This is a genomic window from Candidatus Brachybacter algidus (genome assembly GCF_016707225.1).
Classification (GTDB): domain Bacteria; phylum Bacteroidota; class Bacteroidia; order Chitinophagales; family Saprospiraceae; genus Parvibacillus; species Parvibacillus algidus.
Window position 1 is genome coordinate 1,419,780 of the sequence record NZ_JADJID010000001.1, and the last position, 24,349, is coordinate 1,444,128.

The window sequence follows — 24,349 nt, forward strand, 5'->3', positions numbered from 1 at the left end:
AATAATTCTGTCGATAATGGGAACGATGATATAATTAGATGACGTTATGTAAAAAAAACTAAATGGAAAATAACGAGGAACAAGTCATTGCTAAACAAGCAGATGCGATCATTCGAAATTCTGTCATATTTGCTTCAGGTGCAGGTTTGATACCTATACCAATAGCGGATTTTATGGCTGTCACAGCTGTTCAATTGGAAATGATACGCAGATTATCAAAACTATATGAAGTTGACTTCAGAGAGACTGAAGGTAAAGCGGCAATCTTAGCATTGACATCTAGTGGATTGGCCAGATTAAGTGGAAGAATGTTAGCCAAGATGATTCCTGTGATTGGGACAATAGTTGGGGGTGTCGCGGTCTCTGCATTATCAGGCGCTTCCACATATGCAGTTGGGGAAGTCTTCAAAAGGCATTTCAATAAAGGCGGAACATTTCTAGATTTTGATTGGGCTAGTTTCAAGAATTTTTATAACGAGAAATTTGAAAAAGGTAAGGCTTATACCGAAAAGATAAAAAAAGAAAATAAGGAATCAGCACCTTTAGTTAATAAAATTGAAACCACGGATGATTATCTTGATTCACTCCAGAGACTTTTCGAAATGAAAGCTTCCGGGGCTATAAATGATGAGGATTATGAAAGGCTAAAATCTGAAGTAATGAAAAATGTTGGAGTTTAATCATTTTTTTTTAAAAATAAAAGCCGGTACAAGAGCAATTTTGTACCGGCTTATTTTTTTACTACATCCCCAAAATTGAAAAAGGGATCCTTTTACAGACCCCTTTCTCCCATATTTAACTAAGGTTAAAAGTTATTTAACCTTGATTAACTGTAACGTTTTGAGTTTATCACTTGAGATCAGACTCACCTGGTATAGACCTGATGGAAGACTGCTAGTCTCTAGCAATTGTGAATTAAATCCTTTTGAGCAGTTCATTTTTTTATGATAAACTGGTTTACCAAACTGGTTAGAGATATTAACAGTAATTTCTTCGGCCGCATCAGCATCAAATTCAAGATAAACTTGAGAGCTTGTCGGATTCGGTCTTAATGTATAATCTTCGATCAGATTTTCAGGAACTACTGGTTTAGAAATGTCCACTAATTCAGGGTCTACTACAACAATAGTTGATCCATCAAGTGTACAATCTACTTCAATAACACACTGTGTCTGACATCCTCTAGAATCAGTAACTGTTACCTTAAGGAATAATGTTTTGAACGAAATTGAGATCTGAACAGTTGGAGTGTTTTGACCCGCAACTATATGACAGAAACCGTTCAGAATTTCCCAGTTATAGTAGTATGGACCATCACCACCTGTCACATTCACTGTGAATATGTTATTTGATGAATTACATCCAACTTCTTCAGGGATAATAATATTACAAGCAAGATCTGATGTCGTCAAGTGACTAATCTCTTGCGTATAACTTACTTCTTCACCACACAAGTTAGTGTAAGTAAAGACTCTAGTTTCAAGATAAGATCCATCAGGAGTAGCCTGACCTATGTTGACAATACTACCAAGAGAAACTTGTGTACAATTCAATGTAGGTAAAATACTCGGAAGTGGAACTGTCTCATTGCAATATACTGTAGTATCCTTACCAATAAAGCTAAAATCAACTTCATTGCTTTCTTGTAAAATTACTTTCAGGTGTAGTTGGTCAGTATTGCCACAAGCATCAGTTGCTGTCCATGTGAAATTATGATCTTTCGTGATAAGAGCACCTTCACACTTAGTTTCACCGGCTTCATTCTCGTAATAAGGAGTGATCGTCTCAAGACATTCGTCACTTACTACAATTGCTCCTGAAGCATCTATCTCAGCTATGAAAGCATCGAAGTCAGTACAACCAGTGTATATAGTATTGTTGATAATCTGATATTTATTCATAAAATCAGAACTAAAATACAATACAGGAGGAGTATTATCATTAAGAATCACTTTCTGAACCTTAGTAGTTGTGTTACCACAATAATCAGATGCAGAATAAGTGATGGTATAATACTGTGAATTATTACAATTGATCGTAGTGTTGTCAATCTTAATGCTTAACTGAACCGGTTTGTTGGTACAATAATCCATAGCAATAGGAGTCAGACTTCCAAGATCAGAAACGCATACAGCATCAGGAACATAAATAATTGGTCCAGTTGTATCTACTACATTAACAATTCTTGAGAAAGTACTTACATTATTACAAGCATCTGTCGCGGTATAGGTTTCTTCCAACGTGAAGTTGTTTGGACAACCTAATTCAAATTTATTTCGAACTACTTTCAAAGTTACATTTGAACAATCATCTGTTGCTTTTACCTGAGGAATATTGTTTTCACAATCTACAGAGATCATAGGAGCGTTTGTATTAAATACTGGAGGAGTATTATCAGAAAGTTTAAAGTAAACTTTAAATTCTGATTCATTTCCACAGAAGTCAATAGCAGTCCAATCATAAGCTATCAATGATTTGTACCCATCAGAAGCACAATTTCCTTGCTTTCTTGAAGATTTGAAATCTACAGTTAAAAAGTCACAATCATCTTTAGATTCTATCCAAGTCAAGGCCGTAGCTTTGCTAACATCATTCCACTTGCTGCATTCTACAGAAATAGTATCACCATTGCTTACATTAGCATAATCAGGATTTATGAAATCCAGTTTAGGGGCCACATAATCATTTGTCAATACATATTGAGTAGCATAAGTTGTATTTTGACATGCATCATTAATGGTCCATGTTCTGATATAGTTAGTTCCATTATTACATTCGTTTGCAACAGGAGCATCGGTATAATCGTAAGTTAATTGAGAACAACCATCGATCGCTACCGGCCAGCTCTTGTCATCATCACATATGAACTCTTTAATGCTGATCAATTTCGGTGCAATTGTATCTACTACTTTGATGTAGAAAATAAATTGAGCTTGATTCTGACAAGCATCCATTGCAGAGTATGTGATTGTATATAGTTTTGAATAACCATATAACCAACATGCATTTTCATTAGATTCTTTGATATCAAAACCCATAGAAGTAGCAGCTGAACATCCATCTGACATACCAATTAACTGATCAGCTGGTAATGATAACCATTCAGGTAATTCTTGTTGACCACAATAAGAAGTCAAAGTATCACCTTGTGCTATATTAGCCAAAACACTAAATGTTGGTATTAATACTGGTGGAGTATCGTCCACTACATTAATAGTTTGTGTATGGAACGACATATTACCACAACAGTCTTTAGCTGTATATACTCTTTTTATAGTATAACTTCCTGCACATGCACCATTGATGATGTTATCAACGAAACTAATGTTTGCACATTCACATTCATCGGTAGCCTGTACATCATATGTTAGGTTAGAATTAGCACATGATACTGTTACATCTTGAGGTAAAACAGTGAAAACCGGAGGTATTTCATCAACAATATGAATTGTAAAACTAAATGAAGATTGGTTATCACAGAAATCTGTCGCTAATATTTCAACAAAAATACTTTTAAAGTAACCATCTTCTTCACATGAACCATTTGTAACTGTTTGATTCATAGATATGATTGAACCGCCACAATTATCTTGTGAAGAAATTTCATTTGACGTTAACGATGGTAATTCCCATCCTTCAATCAAAGCGCGACATTGCAAAGTAATAGTTCCACCATTTTCTACATCAGCAAATATTGGATCTAGAATTGAAATTAATGGAGCTACATCATCATAGACTGTTATAGTCTGACTGCATGTGGAAGTATTACCACAGACATCAGTAGCGCTATAAGTTCTAATGACTTTGTATCTGTTCTCACAGATCTGATCAACTATTTCATCACTTATGAATGCAACAGTTATTACACCTACGCAATTGTCAGTAGTCAACACTGAAGATATGCTAGGAACAGGTACATCAGAACCGCACGTCACAGTAATATTTGGCGGACAAGTAATCGTAGGAGGAGTAATATCTGCTACATTAATGTACTGAGTACAAGTAGTGAAATTACCACATACGTCTGTTGCCTTATAGGTCCTTTCAATGGTAAATTGATTGGCACAAGCCTGGTCTACTATAACATCACCAACATGTGTAACTACTACTGTTCCAACACAATTGTCAGAAGCTTGAACTAATTGAACATTTGGAGCAGGTACTTCAGTAGCGCATTCCAGTAGAAGATCATTAGGACAAGTCATAACCGGAGGTATGTTGTCATTTACTACTATTACTTGAGTGCAGCTAGATGCATTACCACATGCATCAGTAGCTGTATAAGTACGATTGATTGTAAACTTATTCAAACATGTTTGATTCGAGATTACATCCTCTGCGACAGTTACTGTAATTATTCCTGCACAATTATCTGAAGTAATTACTGAAGCTATGTTAGCAGCAGGAACTTCTGTAGAACAAGTTAAATTAAGGTTGGCAGGACATGTAATAGTTGGAGGCGTCATATCCGCTACTGTAATAGTTTGGACACATGATGCAAAATTACCACACACATCAGTCGCAGTATAAGTTCTAGACAAAATAAAGCTGTTAGCACAAATTCCTGGAGCCGAAACTTCATTGGTCATTGAAACAATTATAGTACCAACACAATTGTCACTGATTGTACCACCAGCAGCTACGAATTGAGCAGCATTGGCATATGGCGCAGGAGCAGCGACAGCGCATTCAAGTCCACTAATAGAAGGAGGACAAGAAATAGCAGGTGGAACATTATCATTGACAGTAATTGTCTGTGTACAAGTCGTTGAATTGCCACAAACATCAGTTGCCAAGTATGTTCTGGTAATTGTGTACTTATTTGCACAACTTTGATTGCTTATCACATCATTTACAAATGTCACTAATACTGTACCTGTGCAGTTATCCGTCGCAACGATTCCTTGTGGATTCGCAGCAGGAACATCACCGGCACATGCTACATTTATAGGAGCAGGACAAGTGATGACAGGCGGTACATTATCATTGACAGTAATTATTTGAGTGCAAGTTGCAGAATTGCCACAAGCATCAACAACCTTATAAACCCTAGTCACTGTAAATTTATTTACACATGAACCAGGCGTAATTACTTCACTAAACAAGCTAAAAGTTGGATTAGCTGAACAGCCATCAGAAACTGAACCACCAGCTGCAGTGAATGCCGCAAGGTTAACATAAGCTGCAGGAAGTTCTGAAGCGCATTTAAGATTGCTTATAGCAGATGGACAAGTTATAACTGGTGGTGTGTTATCAGTCGACCAATTATACACTACGAAACAATTTGAAAAATTACCACATTCATCCATTGCTGTTACGGTGAAAGTTTGAGATTTAACACAATCTCCTGATATAGTTCCAGGCGTAGCAGTTACAGAAATATTTCCACCACAATTATCAGTAGTAGCACCTGCTGCAAGTATTGCATTTTCGGAATTCGGCAATAATGTAGGGTTACATCCCAAATTAATAGGAGCACTTGAACAAGCTACAAATACCGGAGACTGTGTGTCAGCTTTCCAAGTATATGTTACACTGCATTCGGTTGTATTTCCGCATTCATCATATGCCGTTACCAAAAATATTTGTGATTTTGTGCAAGTCCCTGTGATTTGACCAGCTACTGAGATAACAGTATCAATAGCGCAATCATCACCTGTAGCACCTGCTTGTATTAAAGCCATTTCTTTCGTTGGCAACACAGCAGGGTTACATCCAAGATTAATTGGAATTCCGGTACAGTTTGCAAACGTAGGAGCTCTAGTATCATTTTTCCAAACGAATGTTAAGGAAGCCTGCGCAGAATTACCACATTTATCAATTGCTGTGATTACGAAAGTTTGCGTTTGAAGGCAAGTTCCGGTTATGTTACCACCGACAGCTGTTACATTGTCGATGTCACAATTATCTGCAATGTTACCAGCAGCTGCAATAGCTGATGCAGGTGTAGGCAATGTAGCCGGGTTACAACCCAAATTTACAGGAGTCAAAGGAATTTCTGGGAATGTAGGTTTATCAGTATCTACTTTCCATTTGTAAGTAATAATACAATATCCAGAATTACCACAATCATCAATAGCAGTTACAGTGAATACTTGAGTTTTGTTACAATCTCCAGTGATCGGTCCAGCCTCAACACCAACGAAAATAACTTCACCATCATCTTCAGGGTTACCTGCACCTTCCGCTACAGCACCCTCAGTCGGAAGGTTTTGTGGATTACAACCCAAATAGATTGGAGCTGAAGGACAGTTAGAGAATGTAGGAGGATTAGAACCATTGTTAGTTTTGAAAACCACATTACAAGTTGCTGTATTACCACAATCATCTGTGGCTAGTATCTGGTAAATTAGAGTAGGACCGCAAGGACCATCTGAACTAGTATGACTAGCTGTGATCGAAGCAATATTGCAATTGTCTGTTGGAGTTCCAGCTTGAGCAATCGCATATGCATCATTTATTAAATTCATATTGGTCACCAAAATAGCTGCGGGAGGACAATTAGCGAAAACTGGCTTCTGTGTGTCAGATTTCCAGGTAAAGGTCACTGTAATTGGAGTCATATTACCACAATCATCAGATGCAGTTACTGTAAAATTCTGTGTTTTTACACATGTACCAGTTATTTGACCTGCGGTCGCTACTACATCTTGAACTCTGATATCATCAGTCACAGGTCCAGCATTCAAAATTGCCATTGCTGCGTTCGGAAGGGTAGAAGGATTGCAACCTAAGTTAATAGGCCCTGCTGGAGGATTTGTGAATACAGGAGGTTCAGTACTTCCAGTTTGTGTATATGTCACAACACATGAATTCATGTTGCCGCATTCATCAACTGCTTTTACAGTATATTTTTTGACTTCACCACAATCACCTGTAAGAACCTCTAACGTAACCGTTATTACAAGATTATTAGTAGATGTGCAATTGTCAGTAATGGCACCGACTGCGTCCTGCGCCATTGCTGGTGTTGGTTGCTGCCCTGGAGCCAATACTATTGGATTCGATGGACAACTTGCAAACATTGGAGGTTGTAGATCTGATTTCCATTTATAAGTAATGCTACAAGTAGCGATATTATTACAGTTGTCTTTTGCAGTAACAGTAAACGTTTGCATTTTATTGCATGTTCCTGTGATAGGTCCTGCGGTTACAACTATTGATACTTGACCACAATTATCAGGAAGTATGCTTACTGAATCTTGCAATCCAGCTCCTGTAGGTAGATTTACAGGATTACATCCTAAATCTATAATACCTACCGGGCAATGCTCAAATACCGGATTTTGATCGTCGAATGACCATTTTAAATCAACCAATTTAATTTTAACATTACCACACTCATCAGTAGCAGTAACTGTCCAAGTTTGCACTTTATGACACTCACCTGTGATCGGTCCACCAACTGCAGTAACAGTAATATTTCCACTTGAAGAACAGTTATCAGTTACTGCACCTGCAGCAGCTTTTGCTTGAGCTACTGTAGCACCGCCAACACCTAAACATCCAAGATTAGTTTTTGTAGTATCAGTTACATTCGCAAAAGTTGGAGCTATAAGATCTTCTTTCCATGAATAGTTGATTACAAAACTGGCAGAATTGCCACAACCATCAGTTGCAGTTACAGTCCATTGTTGTGTTCTTGCGCAAGCTGTTCCTCCAACAGTTCCGCCACTTGCTGATAACATTGGAGATGCACCTGAATTATCAGTTACTGAACCAGCTTCAGCAATTGCGATTGCAGCAGTGATGGCAGGAGGATTACAACCTAAATTTTTGTTTTTACTTGATCCTCCAGCGAATATTGGTGCTAAAGGGTCAGATCCCCATCCAATTGTAACTGCGCAATTAGCAAAGTTACCACAAGAATCTGTTGCAGTCACAGTCCATATTTGTTGCATATTACAAGAAGTACCGGTAGCTGGGGCAAAAGATGCAGTCATTACTACGGCACCACAATTGTCTGTCACATTACCAGCTTTTGCAATAGCATCAGCCATAGTTGGTGGCGTTGTACCTGGTAATATTTGTATGCCATTCGGACAACTTGAGAATACAGGATTAGTTACGTCAGACTTCCATCTGTATGTAACATCGCACGTGGCAAAATTACCACAAGCATCTGTTGCTCTTACGGTATAAACTTTTGTTTTAGTACAAGTATTACCTGGTGTTGTACTTGTTATTGACATGGTTGGTGTTCCACAATCATCCGTAGCAGCTCCTACCGCCGCATATGCCATAGCATCTGTCGGTGTTGAATTACAAGGTAAAATTATCAGTGAATTTGCACAACCATTAGTAAATACTGGTTTTACACTATCATTATAATATTTTAATGTAATAACTACTGAAGCGTTGTTTCCACAAGCATCAATAGCTGAAACTGTCCAAATTTGGAACTTATTACAACCAGTACCAGAAGAGGTGGCACCTGCAACTGCTGTTACTGTTGGTGCCCCGCAATTATCAGAGAATCCGGCTGCTGTAATTGCATCCGCCGCAGTCGGTGTACCTGACTTGCACCCTACGAAAATTGGCACAGCAGGATCGCAAGAGTATACAGGCTTAGTATTATCTTTATTCCAGATATAAGTTTTCGTACAATCAACAAATAATTCTCCTGCGCTAGGCATGTTGTCACCATTTGTATCTTGGTAAATCTTATAAGTTCTGGTGTATCCATTTGAAGTGCAAGGGTTGAAACTTGCATCTTCAATAACTTGCATTTTAACAGTAAAACATGGATTACTTCCAATAGTAGCCCCAAAAGTAGTTTTAAAAGCTGCGATTGTAGTCACTGCAGCAGGAATCGGTAACGAACAACTATAATTAGTTGAAGGAGGCTGATTTCCGCAAGTCACAGTGAATGCGCAATTATTGCTACATGTCAAAATAATTTTAAGACCGCATGAGTTGTTACCCGGAGGCACAGCATAATATGTTTTAACAGTACCATCAACAGCTGGAAAAGGATTGCCGGCTGTATATTCAATAGTACCAGCAACTACAGGATATGCACTATAGAATTTTGTTCCCGGAGGATATAGAACTGATATATTAGATATAGCATAACCTGAACCGCTGGCAGGTATATCGAGATTCAAAATGCCATCCTGAGTTTCAAGATCACAATTGGCTCCAACATATGCATTTCCATTGATAGCAACATTGATAATACCATTTATAACTTCTTCTGAACATGGACCACTAGCATTATAGCCCAAAATGTAAGATTGGTTTACAATGTTAGTATTTGTTATTACACCTGTTCCATTAGCTACACCTGTTACAGGAATGTTTTGATTACAACCTGAACCACTTAATACAAAGCAATTTGTAGTAGCTTTTAGTTTGAAAGTATATGATGCCAGAATAGTGTTTAAATCAGTTGGATGCAAAGGAAGATTTCCAAAGTCCCAATCTAAAGTCCTTGTAACACTGTTATAAACAGGAAGTGGAGTATTAGTACTAGTAACCAAAGGGTGTAATGTCTTAGTAACACTACCTGGCACAAAATCTGCATTAGAAGGAATTGGAACTGAAAGCTTATAAAGCTTAATAGGTTCAGAACCTTTGTTTTTAATTTCAACTTTGTATGACAATTCTTGTCCTGGGGTGCATGTATATGGTAAGACAGGTGCAACCCCATTAATAGCAGTTAACGTAATAATTTCATCAGTTTCTGGTTTATAAGCATCTACGCCAAAAACAAGGACTGAAAGTGTATATACATCACTTGTTGTTCCGACTCTGATGACTGTACTTGTTTGCCCGTTCGCAATTACACTGTTTACAGCAGGAGTATTAGGGTCGTTATCATTACCATTATCAAGATTGAACATGGCTATGTCAATACCATTGTTATTTAAATATTGAGGCAATCTATAGTTCCCTCCGGTATTTATAGACGAGTTGAAAAAATTATTAGTTGCGTTAGTACTGTGAACTAAGCTTATATAATTATTTGTATTTAATTGTTTAATCTTAGCATAATCACCTGTCAATTCTCTATCACCTTCACCTGCTAAGAAACCAATTTTTACATTAACATCACCACTTTGAACAGCCTGAAAACCTGTAACAGGAATATCGACTATATTTGAATTTGAGTTAAATGCATGTCCTTGAAAAATAGAAATATCTCTATCTTTCATTTTTGAGTTCTCATAAACTACAACTAAAGACCAGCATCCAAAATAACCAACACCGTCAGCATTTCCTTGAACCAAAGCCATGTCTGCAGCAGTATAGTTGCCTGTTCCATGTGCCTTAACATATTCTGTTACATCAGCATAACATGAATAAATCTGGTAGTAATCTACTGGTGGGTTATAAATAAAACCACCATCAATAGTTTGGTAAGAATCCCCTGCAGCCTTAAACTTAATTTGATTCTTAGTAAAAGTCCTGTTTTGGACAACGCCATTGACCGTTCTGGTGGCATCTACAGTATTACCTGCGACACCGCCATTGTTTGCTCTACCAGTCCAATACAGACCTGCATATAAAATTTTCGTACAATTAGGATCCGCTCCAGCTTGAACTGAATAATCAAACGCCGCAGTTGATGAGTTCCAGGTATCTGCATCGCCATCGATGTCAACATAACCCATATCATTATTACCGTTTTGTCCATCATCAGAATAATTGACACGAATTAAACTTGTATTACCAAGCATCGTATAATCTCCTTTGATACTAAATATTTGATCAGGTACTTTGGTGAAATCCACCAATAACTGACTTTGAGCACTGGGGATTGTCAGTGCTAACGCAAAAATTGCCAGAATGAGATTTCTGAACAATTTGTTATTTTCTAAAATGTGTGTAAATTTTTTCATTTCATTGATATTATTCGGTGATTGATACTTTGTGAAGGGCTACATATCCACTTGAAGCTGGTGGAAGTATTGTCGTAAATTGGCTTGGTACAGAGGGGAATTCAGCTATAATGACTATATTTTTCAAATTAGGCATTTTAGATCTTAATTCTTGTGATATCTGGCCACTACCAATCTGATCTGCTTTACGTACTAAAACAACGATCATTTCAACATCTTGCATAGTTGCATCATCATAACCTGTAAGATCCAAAGACCCAATATCAGAAATGAGTTTTTTACTTCTCTTCGCTCCCACAGTGTTAATACCTTTTTCACTAAAATAAGTAGATGGATAAAGGCCCGTAGAGTAGTTTTGAACTCTCTGTCCTTCTAATATTTGATTAGGATCTCCAGAATTCATTAATGATGATACATAAGTACCATAATCCTGTATAGTTTGACCCTCGACGTGATTGAGGAATCCCCCTAAAAGGAATAATAGAAAGGTTAAATACTTCATGTTAAATATGGTTTTATAATAAAAAAAATTAGTTAATATCTGCGTTCGAAAGTATTAGACATAGAAATGACTATTAGTCACATGATAAATCATGAAAACTACAAATTCACAAAATTAAATTATCTGGATTGGAGGAACTGACAACTTTAGTCAATGGTGCTAAAATTGGAGAAATGATTCCAATAGTATTATGATGTGTTCCTGAAAATGTTTTTAAATAGTTTCTTCAATGTGTGTGTGTTAAATATGGTTAAATAAAAATCTTTAACACAACAGAAACTTTACATGGTAATACTCGTCAGACATTAAACTATACTTACGTAATAGTTTAAATAATTGACGTAACCAATTATGGAAAAAAACCGATAATATTTCAAATTTATTAAATTCAAATAAATGGTCAAGTTCCAAATAAAAAAGATTAAAAATGTCTTAAACTCATATCAACTTTTTGAAAGTAGATTAAGATCGATTTTGAAAGTTCAGTGTGTGCTAAAAAATCTTGAGCGCAAATGTAAATAATATACACAAAAACCGTGCCAAAGAATCAAATTTATTTTAAAAGAATTTACATATTTTAATAATTATTATTTATCAATATCTATAATATTTATATAATTATTGAATATTAACTAATATATCGTATATATAATATATATTATCTAATGCGTAAAGTGATTTATAACCCAAATAAAAATGAAAAAAAAAGAGTCATTTTTGGAATAAATTTTCTTTATTTTCTTGAATTGTGATAAAATATTTCAAATTTATTGAAAAAAGAAAAGATATAAATTGACATATTTATTTTTTAATAATTTATATAAATATGTAATATTTAGCTAGTTATATTAAGAAAATTATTAATAAATAGGAGAGAATATTCTTGTTTTTAGTATTATTTCAACAATTAATTTATTAAAATAATCGGCCAATATGATACTTGTTTTCAAGTTTTGGGAGCAATTATATATTGAACTAAATTCATACAATTATCGAAATTAATGAACAACATTCCTTTTTTTGATCATGCCTCCTTTGGTATCTTTTATACTATTCATTATCAGAAAGGCATTAGGGTCAATGAGATTAATACCATCCTGCAACCTTGAAATTTCCAATCTTGTTACTACAGTATAAACTACGTCAAATTTATCAGATTCTACAGCTCCTCGTTTCCCAAATCCTTTCTTAGCAGGATAAAGCGTGACCCCATGCCCCAAATCATGCACCAGCATCTCTCTTATTTTCTCACTTTCATCTGAAATAATTGTAACTCCGGTGTATTCTTCAATACCTTCTATTATATATGTTATGGCCTTTGAAGCAACAAAATAAGTCAGTATGGCATACATTGCTACTTCAATTGAGAGTAAGTATGCACCAGTTATGAAAATTATTATATTGAAAATAAGGATTATATCGCCAATGGAAATTCTTGATTGCCGGCTAATAAATATTGCCAATACTTCTGTTCCATCCAAAACAGAACCTCCCCTCATCGCAAATCCGATACCTACTCCAAGAAACAAACCTCCGAAACATGCGATAAGTAGAGGATCCTTCGTTAAAATAGGAAAATGGACAAATTGGATAACTAAAGCCAATCCCGTAATAGCTAATATGCTTTTAATTGCAAATATCTTACTCACTTGCCTCCAACCAAGTATGATAAAAGGTGTATTAAATATTACTATCAATAATGATAAAGGGACATCTTCAGCAAAGATTTTAACTAAGAGTGAAATCCCAGTTATGCCACCGTCTATGTACCCATTTGGCACTAAAAAACTCTCAAGACCAAACCCTGCACTGAATATTCCAATACCTATAAATATTATGGATTTTACAAATGAACCAAGTGGGTACTTTATTTTTTTTCTTTCAATCTTATTGGCCTTTGCCATTTTATTTATTTTTGATTGTGGTGAAAGTATTATTTATATGTGTAAATTCAAAGTATTTTGATATTTCATGATAAATTCTAATTTACTAAATTACCTTTGGAATTATAAATTTGAAAGTATGAAAAGGATATATTTGATTAAATCCATATTGTTTTTTATTATTCTTTCTTTTAAAATTAATGCTCAACCAGATAAAAATATGAATGATCAAAACAGATCAAATACTCCTCCAGTGGCTTCCAAAAGAGAAAAAATCCTTGAGATCCACGGCGACATCAGAAAAGATAATTATTTTTGGTTAAATCAACGTGAAGATAAAGAGGTGATTTCATACCTCAATGATGAGAATGCATATAGGGAGAACAGCTTAGCCCATACTTTGGATCTTCAAGATAGGTTATATAATGAGATTACAGGTAGGATAAAACAGGTGGATATGTCAGTTCCATATCTCAAAAACGACTACATGTATTATACCAGATATGAAATGGGAAAGGAATATCCAATTTATTCTCGTAAAATAGATACTTCTGATGCTCAAGAAGAAATTATCATTGATGCCAATGTTATGGCATCCGGACTGAGTTACTATGCTATCGGTTCCATAACAGTAAGTCCTGATAATAATTTGACCGCTTATAGTGAGGATATTGTATCAAGAAGATTGTATACTATCAAATTGAAAAATATTTATGATACTTTGGTATACGATGAAGCAATACCTAATACCAGCGGATCAATTGTCTGGTTTAATGATGGAAAAGCATTTCTATATGTAGCTAAAGATCCCGAAACTCTTAGATCAGAACGCGTTTATAAACATATAGTAGGGCAGGATCATAGTCTAGATGAATTGTTATTTGAAGAAAAGGATGAAACTTTCAATGTAGGTATTTATAAATCCAGATCTAATAAAATCATTTATATAGGGTCATACAGCACTCTTACCTCAGAAGTCCGCTATTGTGACGCAGATAATTCTAATTCTATATTTAACATAATAAGTCCCAGAGTGAGAGACCACTTATATTCTGTAACTGATGATGGTTGTTATTTTTATATTACATCTAATGACCATGCCTTAAATTTTAGATTGATGACAGCTTCAATCGAAAATTATTCGGTGACTAACTGGATTGAAAAGATCCCGCATAGAAATGATGTTCTATTAGAGGAAGTAAATTGCTTTCAAGATTTTATTGTAATTGAAGAACGTGTCAGGGGAATAGTTAAATTAAGGCTCCTGGACCATGAGCAAGATTGCTATATAGATTTTAATGAAATGGCTTACACTGCTTCCTTGGTGGATAATTATGTCTTCAATACGGACAAGATCAGATATAATTTTACTTCACTAACGGTGCCTACATCAATATTTGAATACAATCTAAAAACTAAAAATTCTATATTATTAAAGGAGCAGGAAATCGTTGGAGGATATGATAAAGATGCTTACATTTCCAAGCGACTAGAAATAAAAGCCACGGATGGTACATTAGTCCCTGTTTCACTAGTATACAAAAAAGATAGAAAGAAAGATTCTGGCAATCCCTTACTTTTATATGCTTATGGATCCTACGGTTTTAGTCTTGACCCATCTTTTTCATCTGTCAGGTTATCACTGTTGGACAGAGGCTATGTATATGCAATAGCGCACATTAGGGGAGGGCAGGAGTTGGGTCGACAATGGTACGAAGATGGTAAGCTTCTTAAAAAGAAAAATACATTTACCGATTTTATAGATTGCGCTAAAGGGTTGATTGATTTGAAATATACATCCAAAGAACATTTATATGCTATGGGCGGAAGTGCCGGTGGACTATTGATGGGCGCAGTAATTAACATGGCTCCCGAATTATTTAATGGCGTTATAGCAGCTGTGCCTTTTGTAGATGTGGTTAGTACTATGCTGGACGAATCCATTCCACTTACCACAGGTGAGTTCGATGAGTGGGGAAATCCAAAAAATAAAATATATTATGATTACATGAAATCTTACTCACCTTATGACAATGTTGCTGAGTTAAATTATCCTGCAATGTTAGTTACAACGGGTCTTCATGATAGCCAGGTACAATATTGGGAACCAGCTAAATGGGTAGCAAAAATTAGAGCCATGAAAAAAGGAGATAATCCAATTTATTTGTACACCAATATGACCACGGGTCACGGTGGCGCAAGTGGAAGGTTTGAAAGGTATAAAGAAACTGCAATGGAGTATGCTTTTCTGCTGGACAGAGAAGGCATAAAGGAATAGGAGTTGGATAGTGCGTAGTGGTCAGTATTAATTGGTAAATGAGAGCTGGCTGATTCTCATGGTGATAAGGTGATAAGGTGATAAGGTGATAAGGTGATAAGGTGATAAGGTGATAAGGTGATAAGGTGATAAGGTGATAAAAAGTCCAATTTTATATAAAGGAGTTCTATTGCTACAAAATATGTGGTAATAGTAATTCGATTACCCATTACCTATTGCCCATCACTCATCGCACATCACCTATGAATCACTAAGCAGATAAAAATCTATTTTATTAACAAATAGCCATTGACAGAATTTATTTTAAGTAAATTATCTTTATTATCTCCAGATAAATTAATTATGAGTATTCTGAAATTTAATCCCTTATCGCTGTAATCAATAACAATCGGTTTTGTCAAAGGGGGACAACCATTTCTACAATCATAAATTAATGGCTGTATGGAAGGAGCTAAGTCGATAGGTTTTATATCATTGCTACCAAATTTTATATTTATCTTATTGGCTTGCAGGCCAATGATAAGACTATCCAACTTCACTCCATTTGGATTATCGTAAATATTTAAAGGATACATCGATTCATAACCTCTAATAGCAAACGAACTATTCAAATCATTGACAGACAAATAAAAAGATGTATTTTGGATATATTGTGGATCACTGTATGGGGTCCATTTTATTTTGCTTGGATCTAAATTAATTTTATTCAAATATAGCCCTGAAATGGAGTAAAAATATAAGTCTTTGCTATTGTTAAGACTATCTGTTAGCTTATTCCAAGGCCCATAATTGAACTTATTCATGTAATTATACCCATTCATTTCGATAAGATATGAGCTAATATCATTTACCTTAAAGGCTATTGAATCATTGAACACTGCGCCTTTGGGCATTGGTGTTATTTTATTACCATCCCAAATGTCCATTGCTTGAAGTTCACTTTTTAGTCGTGAGAACTGGCTGTATTTACTCAACCCTTCGAACCCCAACGGCCCAAATGTAGAAAGTAAGAAAATTGCTGCCAATGACATTGGTATAAGAATTATATTATCCTTTTTGGATATTAAAAAATAAGCTGTTATACCTGTTAGCCACAAGGACAGAACGCAGATGATATACCTTTCTATGGTAATACCATAATCTGCTACACGTGTCCAAATACTTATATGTAATAAAACGATCAGTGGTAAGAGTGCAAAATAAAATACTCTTGAATAAGTTTTGACCCATTTCGAATTTATTTCTTCACGTATTGGGTAAACTAACAAAAATGCAAGAATACCTGCTATTGAATAACATAGTACTAAATTGGATACCCATCCTTTCGGCAATGACCATAGTACAATAATTTTAAGCATGTATGCATAAAGAATAACTAAATAAAGTAACATTAATGGGATAAGGACAAATTGGGTAAAGATCTTTAAAGAATTTGGATATTCTGTCGATACTTCGTAAGCGGTCAATGGTGCTTTTACGCCACCCAGTACAAAAAAAGTATTGTAAAGGCAGGATAAAATAATAAATACCTGTAAGTAAGTTGTGCTTTCAATATTCACATTAAAAAGTGCATCCATCGCTGCAAAAGCTGCTGCTATACCTAAGAAAAGCACGCCGGAATAAAAAACTCCAGTTAACATTCTTAATAAAAGATGCTTATTAAATTGCCAGAAGCTGTCAATTTGGGAATATCGATTAAAGATGCTTATTGAAATAGCACCATGCGCTGCGAGAAATAATGCCCCAAACCTTATTGCTGCGCTTTTATTATACCACACAAAATCACCTAAATTAGCTAAGCTGAACCAATAAGCTGCAAGAATGCTTGAGATGAGCAAAATGGCAATTAAGTATTTAGTGATATTAAATTTATTTTTTTCTGCAAATAAATGCAACGAAAAGAAAAAAGGTATTGCCAGTGCTGTTATAAGACAGAGTCTGGTGATCAGAGACTCAGAATCGTCACTTAGGGTATTCTCATATTCACTAAAATATAGCAATAAGGAAGTTAATAATATTGCGCTAAAAGCCACTAAATAAAACCTTCTCAATACGACCTTTATAATATTAATTTGACTATTCAAGATCTGCGAAAGATTAAATCTGCTCATGGTGCTAATTTTTATTTAAAAGTAATCGATTTTAAGTAAAATACTCAATTTTCGTTTCACAAGATGATATGTTTGAAAAAAGAGATTTCAAACGAATTGAATAAGCTAAAATTCGTTACGATTGAATCGAAAAAACAGAATTAGCTTGACTCCATTTTAATAGAACATATACTTTAGGATGAGATTAGAGGCATGTATATCCAAATTGTTATAAGCACATAATTGATTTAAAATTAAAGCAATCTCATAAATAAGATGATTATAGATGACTAAGATTGAATTAATATTAATGTTAAATCATTCGACATTATGGTAGCTCTCTACTAAACCTTAACAAAATATTGTTATATTCTATGAATCATTAAGCATAAAATACCGTTAAAGTGTCATCAATGATATGGATTTTGAGGAAAGGAATTTTGTCTGTTTCAATTTTTTATATCTTTGCAGCTATTTTTCAAAAAAGGTCGCATGTCCTTAAAAAAATATAATATGAATCGATTTATTTGTTCTTTAATAGTAATATTTATAACATCTTTAAGCTTAACAGCACAAAAAAATACTTATTCCACTGCTAAGGATTCAGATGCCAAAGCAGTCGCAACATTGAATAAAATTAAAACCAAATATTCATCCGCTTCCCAACAAATTACTTCTGTTTTTTCCCTGAAAATGGAATTCCCAGGTCAAAGCACCAGACTTGAAAAAGGCACGATGACGCAACTGGGCACTAAATTTAATCTTGACATTAAAGATATGGGTATCATCAATGATGGCAAAACAGTCTGGTTCATTAATAAAAAGCAAAAAGAAGTCCAAATCAACGACTACGTCAAGGGCAGCTCTCAAGGTATTGTCAATCCTGCAGATTTTATTTCACAATATGATCAAAAAAACTTTGTAGCAGCGGTTACATTTGATGGAGCACAATCAGGCAAACAAGTTCAAATTATTGAATGTAAGCCGGTCAAAAAAGGCACGGAATATTCTAAAGCCAGAATCACAGTCAATAAACCTACCGGAGAATTAATTGCCATGGAGATATTTAATAAAGATGGTTCCCGACATACCTTAAACGTTTCTAAAACTACTTTTGGAAAGCCAGGTTCTGCAACAGTATTTACCTTTAACAAAGCTAAGTATCCAGGGTACAATGTAGAAGATCTTAGAGTTAACTAAAATTTATTTAGTTTTAATCAGATTTTCAACAACACAGCATATAGATGAAGTTTAAATCAAAGCTAATTAAGCCCTTTGCAAACGCTGTGGCAAGGCAGGTTGACAGATGGAAGATGACAGCTGTTGCTGATCAGGAATTTATCAGGCAAAATTTAGTAAAGTCCGCTAAAAATACCTTATTCGGTAAGGAAAATAATTTTGTTGCCATCAAGTCAGCAGCTACATTTTCTTCTATTATTCCTTTAACTGATTATGAATTGATCAGACCTTATATAGAGAAGATCAAATCTGGTGATAGTGATGTATTATGGCCCGGGCAGCCTAAATATTTTGCTAAGACATCTGGAACTACTTCGGGTGCTAAATATATACCCCTCACTAAGGAAAGTATGCCTAATCATTTTGGCACTGCCAGAAATGCTTTACTAAATTATGCTGCAAGGAGTGGGAATTACAGCTTTTTTGATGGAAAAATGATTTTCCTTTCCGGTTCTCCTGTTCTTGATTTGGATGGTGTAATTCCGGTAGGAAGATTGTCTGGCATAGTAAATCATGAGATACCTGCATGGCTCCGTAAAAGCCAGGTACCGTCCTATCAAACCAACTGTATAGATGACTGGGAAACCAAGGTTGATGCTATCGTAAAAGAAACTATTCATAAGGACATGAGCCTTATTAGTGGTATACCTCCATGGGTTCAAATGTATTTGGAAAGACTTCTAAAGCAATCAGGTAAAGAACGTATTATCGATTTATTTCCAAACCTGAGTGTTTTTGTATATGGTGGTGTCAACTTCAGCCCTTATAGAAATACACTTGAAAACCTTTTTGGAAAAAAGCTTGATTCAGTCGAAACATTTCCTGCATCTGAAGGTTTTTTTGCATTTCAGGACGAGCAAGGTGATGAAGGTATGTTGCTCAATACAAATAGTGGTATATATTTTGAATTTATAGAATCGTCAAGGATTGGTGAACATAATCCGCCTCGTCTTCCTCTTGAGGGTGTTAGGACAAATATTCCATATGCTCTAGTAATTAATAACAATGCAGGGCTATGGGGATACAATATCGGGGACATTGTTACTTTTATTTCGGTAGACCCATACAAAATTGTTTTCTCAGGTAGGGTAGCACATTATATTTCTGCCTTTGGAGAACATGTCATTGCTAAGGAGGTTGAAGACGCCTTACTTACTACTTCTGCTAGTTTTGATTGTAAAGTATCAGAATTTTCAGTAGCTCCTCAGGTTAATCCGCCTGAAGGAGGCTTGCCATATCATGAATGGTTTATAGAGTTTGATCAGGAACCTTCAGACATTAATGCATTTATAGATCTTTTAGATCAACAAATGACAGCAAAAAACATTTACTATAAGGATCTAATAGAAGGTCATATTTTACAGAAGTTAAAACTACGACCCTTAAAAAAAGGTACTTTTATTACTTTCATGAAACAAAACGGCAAATTAGGAGGCCAGAACAAAGTACCCAGGTTAACAAACGATAGGAAAATTGCGGATGCCCTGACTCAAATTAATAATTTATAATTTTAATCATTTGAAATATTTAGTAATCCATTTATTTATTTTAATTCCTATTTTTCTGACTGCTCAAAAGAAATTGGAATTCGTTGGAAAGAAGATCAATGTTCCTGAAAAATGCGAACTAGTTTCTAAGTACGAAATCGAATGTGGTAATTTTACCTTATCATGGCTTTACATGGATAAAAGTAATATTGAAAATGTGCTTTTCGACATGATCAGTAAAATGCAGCAGACGCCTGATTTTAAATATAGGCCAATACGCGTATTAATCGACAGTGTTCCTTCGAGTGGCTTTGTAGCATCATTTACTTCAAGCCATATAAAGTATTTTCAACTTTATGCTGCCGGAACAGTGCGTGGTCAGGCAGTTCTTATACAGGGTATGGATTTAATTCCATTCTGGAGGCATGAACATTACAATAAAGTATTTGATGAGCTATTAGCTATTCTGCCAGATGGTGATCGGCCAGTATTAGAAATGAAAGTGGATGAATCCAGTGGTATTTTAGATGATAAACCTGTGCCAGAAAGAAGGAGAATAATATGTAAAGTATCTTGTCAATTATATCTACTTATGCTGATCCGGAAGGCGATATGCTTTGCACCAATAAATTTTTATAAGTAAATTAATAGCATGAACCTAACTTTTTTCCTTTGGAATCGATTTATACTTGACACAATGAACATATTTATGAAAATGAAGTTATTCTTAAAATGAGAACCCCTGAAATGAATAAAGAAATTATTGTGAGTAGATTGATGGAACTTCATAGTATCGATGTTCCTCAAATGTTATTTTCAAAGTATGGAACCCATCTAAGCTTTTATAATTGTGTAAAAAATTACTGCAATCCCACCAATAATTAGATTAAAAAAGGAAAGTGAAGATATTTAGTAAAAGTAATGCCAAGAAAGCAGGTATTGGAGTTTTAATCTTCTTTACTGTAAAAGGGATCATTTCACTTTCACTTATTCTTTTTGGGATAAAGTATTTTTCAAAATGCTCCTAATTTAACCCACTTTATACTTTTCCTTTAGATTTTTGTAGTGTAAAATTAAATGTTGACCCTTCCCCGGGCGTACTTCTGACATTTACACTTTGGTGGTGCGCTTCAATGATATGCTTTACGATAGACAACCCTAGACCTGAGCCACCAGCTGACCTACTTCGGCTTTTATCCACTCTGTAAAAACGGTCAAATATTCTTATGAGATCTTGCTTCTCGATTCCGGCCCCGTTGTCTGCAACTTCTACCAGGATATAATTTTCCATGTTATAAAAGCTGACTTTTGATACGCCGCCTTCTTTTCCATATTTAATGCTATTGTTGATCAAATTAACCAAAACCTGGCGAATATATTCCCGATCTGCAAAAACATTGTATCCAATGGAAGCACCTTCCTTGAACTTCAATCTGATATTTTTTTCCTCTGCCAAAAGTTCTAATTCTTCAAATACTTCCTCTGTCAATATTTTGATATCGAATTTTGACATCTCCAAAACAAGTTCGCCAAGCTCTAACTTTGATATTGATTCAAGATCCTCAACTATGGTTTGCAGCCTTTCTATGTTCTTTGCAGCTCTATCCAGGTACTTATAGCTCAACTGTTTATCCTCAATTGCGCCATCTAATAAAGTATGTACATATCCCTGAATATTAAATATAGGAGTTTTCAATTCATGCGATACATTACCTAGGAAATCTCTTCTGTAGCTTTCAAGTGTTTGAAGATTCTTTATGGTAGTTTGTTGGTCCTTAACCCATTGATCCACTTCTGCACTAACATCATTCAAGGCCCCTTCTGGAATATCTTTGACTGGGATCTTGTCTTTACTAAGACTCACTTTTTTGTCATGAATGATCTTATAAATAAGCTTTATTCTTCTATAAATAAATTTATTTAGAAAAAAAAGAATAACGATGTAGGAAGCTGTACTGATTAGAACAAACAGTATCGGCCAAACAAAAAAATCAAATTTGTAAAATGAAAATAATTGTAGAATAACTAGAATAAATAGTATAATCAGCGTTAGGACTCCTGAACAGAAAATGGCTATTTGACGTGGAGTCAGATTTTTAAACATTGCAAATTTATAAAGTAATAAAGAATTGATCAAAAATCAAATTTATAACCAATTCCCTTAACGGTCTTAATTATTTCTTCTCCAATTTTTTCACGAATCTTTCTAACTATGCACATCAATGGTTCTATACTTAACTATGACATCGTTTCCCCATATTTTCTAAAAATCTCATCTCTTGTAAAGACCTTTCCCGTTTTACTGATCATAAGGTTTAACAACTGGAATTCTTTCTTTGCAAGGTCTATCTTTTGACCATCTTTCATTACAACATGTTGTTCGCGATTAATGGTTAAGTTGATAATTGAAATTGAACTTGTGTACTTTGCCCTTCCGAATTAGTCGTTCTTCTAAGTAGTGCTTTTTGTTCTACTGATCAATACCATTGGTTTAATTGGCTTGGAGATAACGTCATCTCCTCCTGTATCCAAAGCAGCTACTTGTGTGTAATCTTTAACACGTGCCGTTAAAATGCCTATAATTGTATCATTGTGTAATTCTTCCGTCGTAGTATCTTACACACTTCGACACCATCCATCTCGGCATCAAGAGATCAAGAACGATTAGGTCGGGAAGAAATTCATCAGCAATTTTAATTGCTTCCTTACCACTCTTTGCAACTTGCTACGTAACCTTCTTTCGAAGGATCGAATTGACATCTCTCTGATATCCTCTTCGTCATCCACAATTAGTATTCTTGAAGCCATTTGTGTTATCGTTTGCGTCATAGACTTTATTTGGAATGTAAAAGTACATTTCTATAGTCATGTCTATGACCGGTCCTGTAGCAAGTTATAGTTAAGTTTCAAGAAATTTCACTATAAATAGTCATTACACTACTTATCATCATCAATGATAATTTGCACTTACGTTATAATTTCTCTTGACAAATAATCTGAAGCTCCTTTGCTCTCTATTAATGAGGCACAGGACTCGCATCTTTTCAAGATCTTCGCTCTCAATCCTAGTAAGTATACTTTTAATTCCTCCATTGCTTCGTTGAAAGAAAATTCTGTTTTTAGCCATATTAGTGTTTTACTTTTATTACACCATCTGCAAAAGTTTAAGTCAACAAGTTTAGATATGTCAAAATCCTTGACGGTTTTATCTTTTATTATTTTGAACTACGATAACATATCCCTCTTCTAAAATTTCTAAAGATTCTGCAGGTTTATTTTGCTTGATTGATTCTATAGAAAATTGTGAATGATTAATCTTTATCTGGGCCCGGTTATATAGATTTCTCCTTTATTTTATCCAGGTTGTAGTTGAATCAGTTATTTTATCATAGATGCATTTTCTTAAATTATTCAATATGGATTTTAAATCCATAATTTATATGAGTAAAAGCGTTCTGCTTTATATTCGACCTTTTTCACCTGATCGTGAACTTCGCCAAGGAAACTACTAATAGTTTTCAATAAAATATTCAGCTACGGCTGTAGGAGTTTTAAAATATTTGTGCGACAGGTCAAGACTTGAAATATCAATATCATGTCCGATACCTAGTAAAAACGGGAATTGGATAATTAGCAATTTTCTGTGCTTTAGATTATAATTATCAAATCCGGAAAGATCCTTTGACCCCCACCACGGATGATAATTACAGCATCAAATTCTAAACTGACCTGATGTTATTTAGCCAAGCTTTTAATCATTTCACTTTCAATGCGGGAGCCTTGCATTACACTATCATAAGGATGTAACCCAAATGTCCAATTTATATGGGTTATGCACAAATGATTTATAAAATCAATATATCCAGCTGCATTGACCGAAGAGATGAGTGCAATGTGTCTGAAGGCAGTGGGAGTTTAAGGTTTTATTTTATCTAATGCAGACCTTCAACTTTTATACGTTAAATAATTCTTCCCTTTTTTGGTCAAGGCTCCTCTGGTAAATGTTCAGTATCCAATGAAGAAATC

At 34.9% G+C, this 24,349-nt stretch carries 10 protein-coding genes and 1 pseudogene; 5 read left to right on the forward strand and 6 right to left on the reverse strand.

The genetic code is table 11. The features are described from left to right. The first annotated feature begins 62 nt into the window (after positions 1-62). Complete coding sequence (locus IPI15_RS05735; protein WP_287419458.1) at positions 63-680, forward strand: DUF697 domain-containing protein; 618 nt, start codon at positions 63-65, stop codon at positions 678-680. Positions 681-812: 132 nt separating this feature from the next. Here IPI15_RS05735 and IPI15_RS05740 read toward each other — a convergent pair whose 3' ends face one another. The 3 genes from IPI15_RS05740 to IPI15_RS05750 form a co-directional block, all read right to left on the reverse strand. Continuing rightward, positions 813-10,844 (reverse strand): T9SS type A sorting domain-containing protein, encoded by a 10,032-nt coding sequence (locus tag IPI15_RS05740; protein WP_287419459.1) that lies wholly within the window; start codon positions 10,842-10,844, stop codon positions 813-815. A gap of 10 nt (positions 10,845-10,854) precedes the next feature. Next, positions 10,855-11,346 (reverse strand): hypothetical protein, encoded by a 492-nt coding sequence (locus IPI15_RS05745; RefSeq protein WP_287401321.1) that lies wholly within the window; start codon positions 11,344-11,346, stop codon positions 10,855-10,857. Between the two features lie 998 nt (positions 11,347-12,344). Continuing rightward, on the reverse strand, positions 12,345-13,250 hold the full coding sequence (locus tag IPI15_RS05750; RefSeq protein ID WP_287419460.1) for a YitT family protein: 906 nt from the start codon (positions 13,248-13,250) through the stop codon (positions 12,345-12,347). A 118-nt stretch (positions 13,251-13,368) separates the two neighbouring features. On the opposite strand from IPI15_RS05750, the gene IPI15_RS05755 reads away from it, so the two are divergent. Beyond that, positions 13,369-15,507: a S9 family peptidase gene (locus tag IPI15_RS05755; RefSeq protein ID WP_287419461.1), complete on the forward strand. Its 2,139-nt coding sequence runs from the start codon at positions 13,369-13,371 to the stop codon at positions 15,505-15,507. Positions 15,508-15,773: 266 nt separating this feature from the next. Here the strand turns inward: IPI15_RS05755 and IPI15_RS05760 are convergent, their stop codons facing one another. Continuing rightward, on the reverse strand, positions 15,774-17,618 hold the full coding sequence (locus IPI15_RS05760; RefSeq protein WP_287419462.1) for a DUF4153 domain-containing protein: 1,845 nt from the start codon (positions 17,616-17,618) through the stop codon (positions 15,774-15,776). A gap of 492 nt (positions 17,619-18,110) precedes the next feature. Between IPI15_RS05760 and lolA1 the strand changes: the two genes are divergently transcribed. From lolA1 to IPI15_RS05775, 3 genes are read left to right on the forward strand one after another with little or no spacing between them, the layout of a single operon-like run. Then, positions 18,111-18,797 (forward strand): outer membrane lipoprotein periplasmic chaperone LolA1, encoded by a 687-nt coding sequence (gene lolA1, locus IPI15_RS05765; RefSeq protein ID WP_287419463.1) that lies wholly within the window; start codon positions 18,111-18,113, stop codon positions 18,795-18,797. Between the two features lie 44 nt (positions 18,798-18,841). Next, positions 18,842-20,344, forward strand: coding sequence for a GH3 family acyl-acid amido synthetase (locus IPI15_RS05770; RefSeq protein ID WP_287419465.1), 1,503 nt, complete (start codon positions 18,842-18,844; stop codon positions 20,342-20,344). Between the two features lie 10 nt (positions 20,345-20,354). Further along, positions 20,355-20,966: a hypothetical protein gene (locus IPI15_RS05775; protein ID WP_287419467.1), complete on the forward strand. Its 612-nt coding sequence runs from the start codon at positions 20,355-20,357 to the stop codon at positions 20,964-20,966. Positions 20,967-21,362: 396 nt separating this feature from the next. Here the strand turns inward: IPI15_RS05775 and IPI15_RS05780 are convergent, their stop codons facing one another. Both IPI15_RS05780 and IPI15_RS20125 read right to left on the reverse strand, forming a co-directional pair. Then, positions 21,363-22,427: a sensor histidine kinase gene (locus tag IPI15_RS05780; RefSeq protein WP_287401331.1), complete on the reverse strand. Its 1,065-nt coding sequence runs from the start codon at positions 22,425-22,427 to the stop codon at positions 21,363-21,365. A 29-nt stretch (positions 22,428-22,456) separates the two neighbouring features. Beyond that, positions 22,457-23,131, reverse strand: a pseudogene (locus IPI15_RS20125) (response regulator transcription factor). Between the last annotated feature and the right edge of the window lie 1,218 nt (positions 23,132-24,349).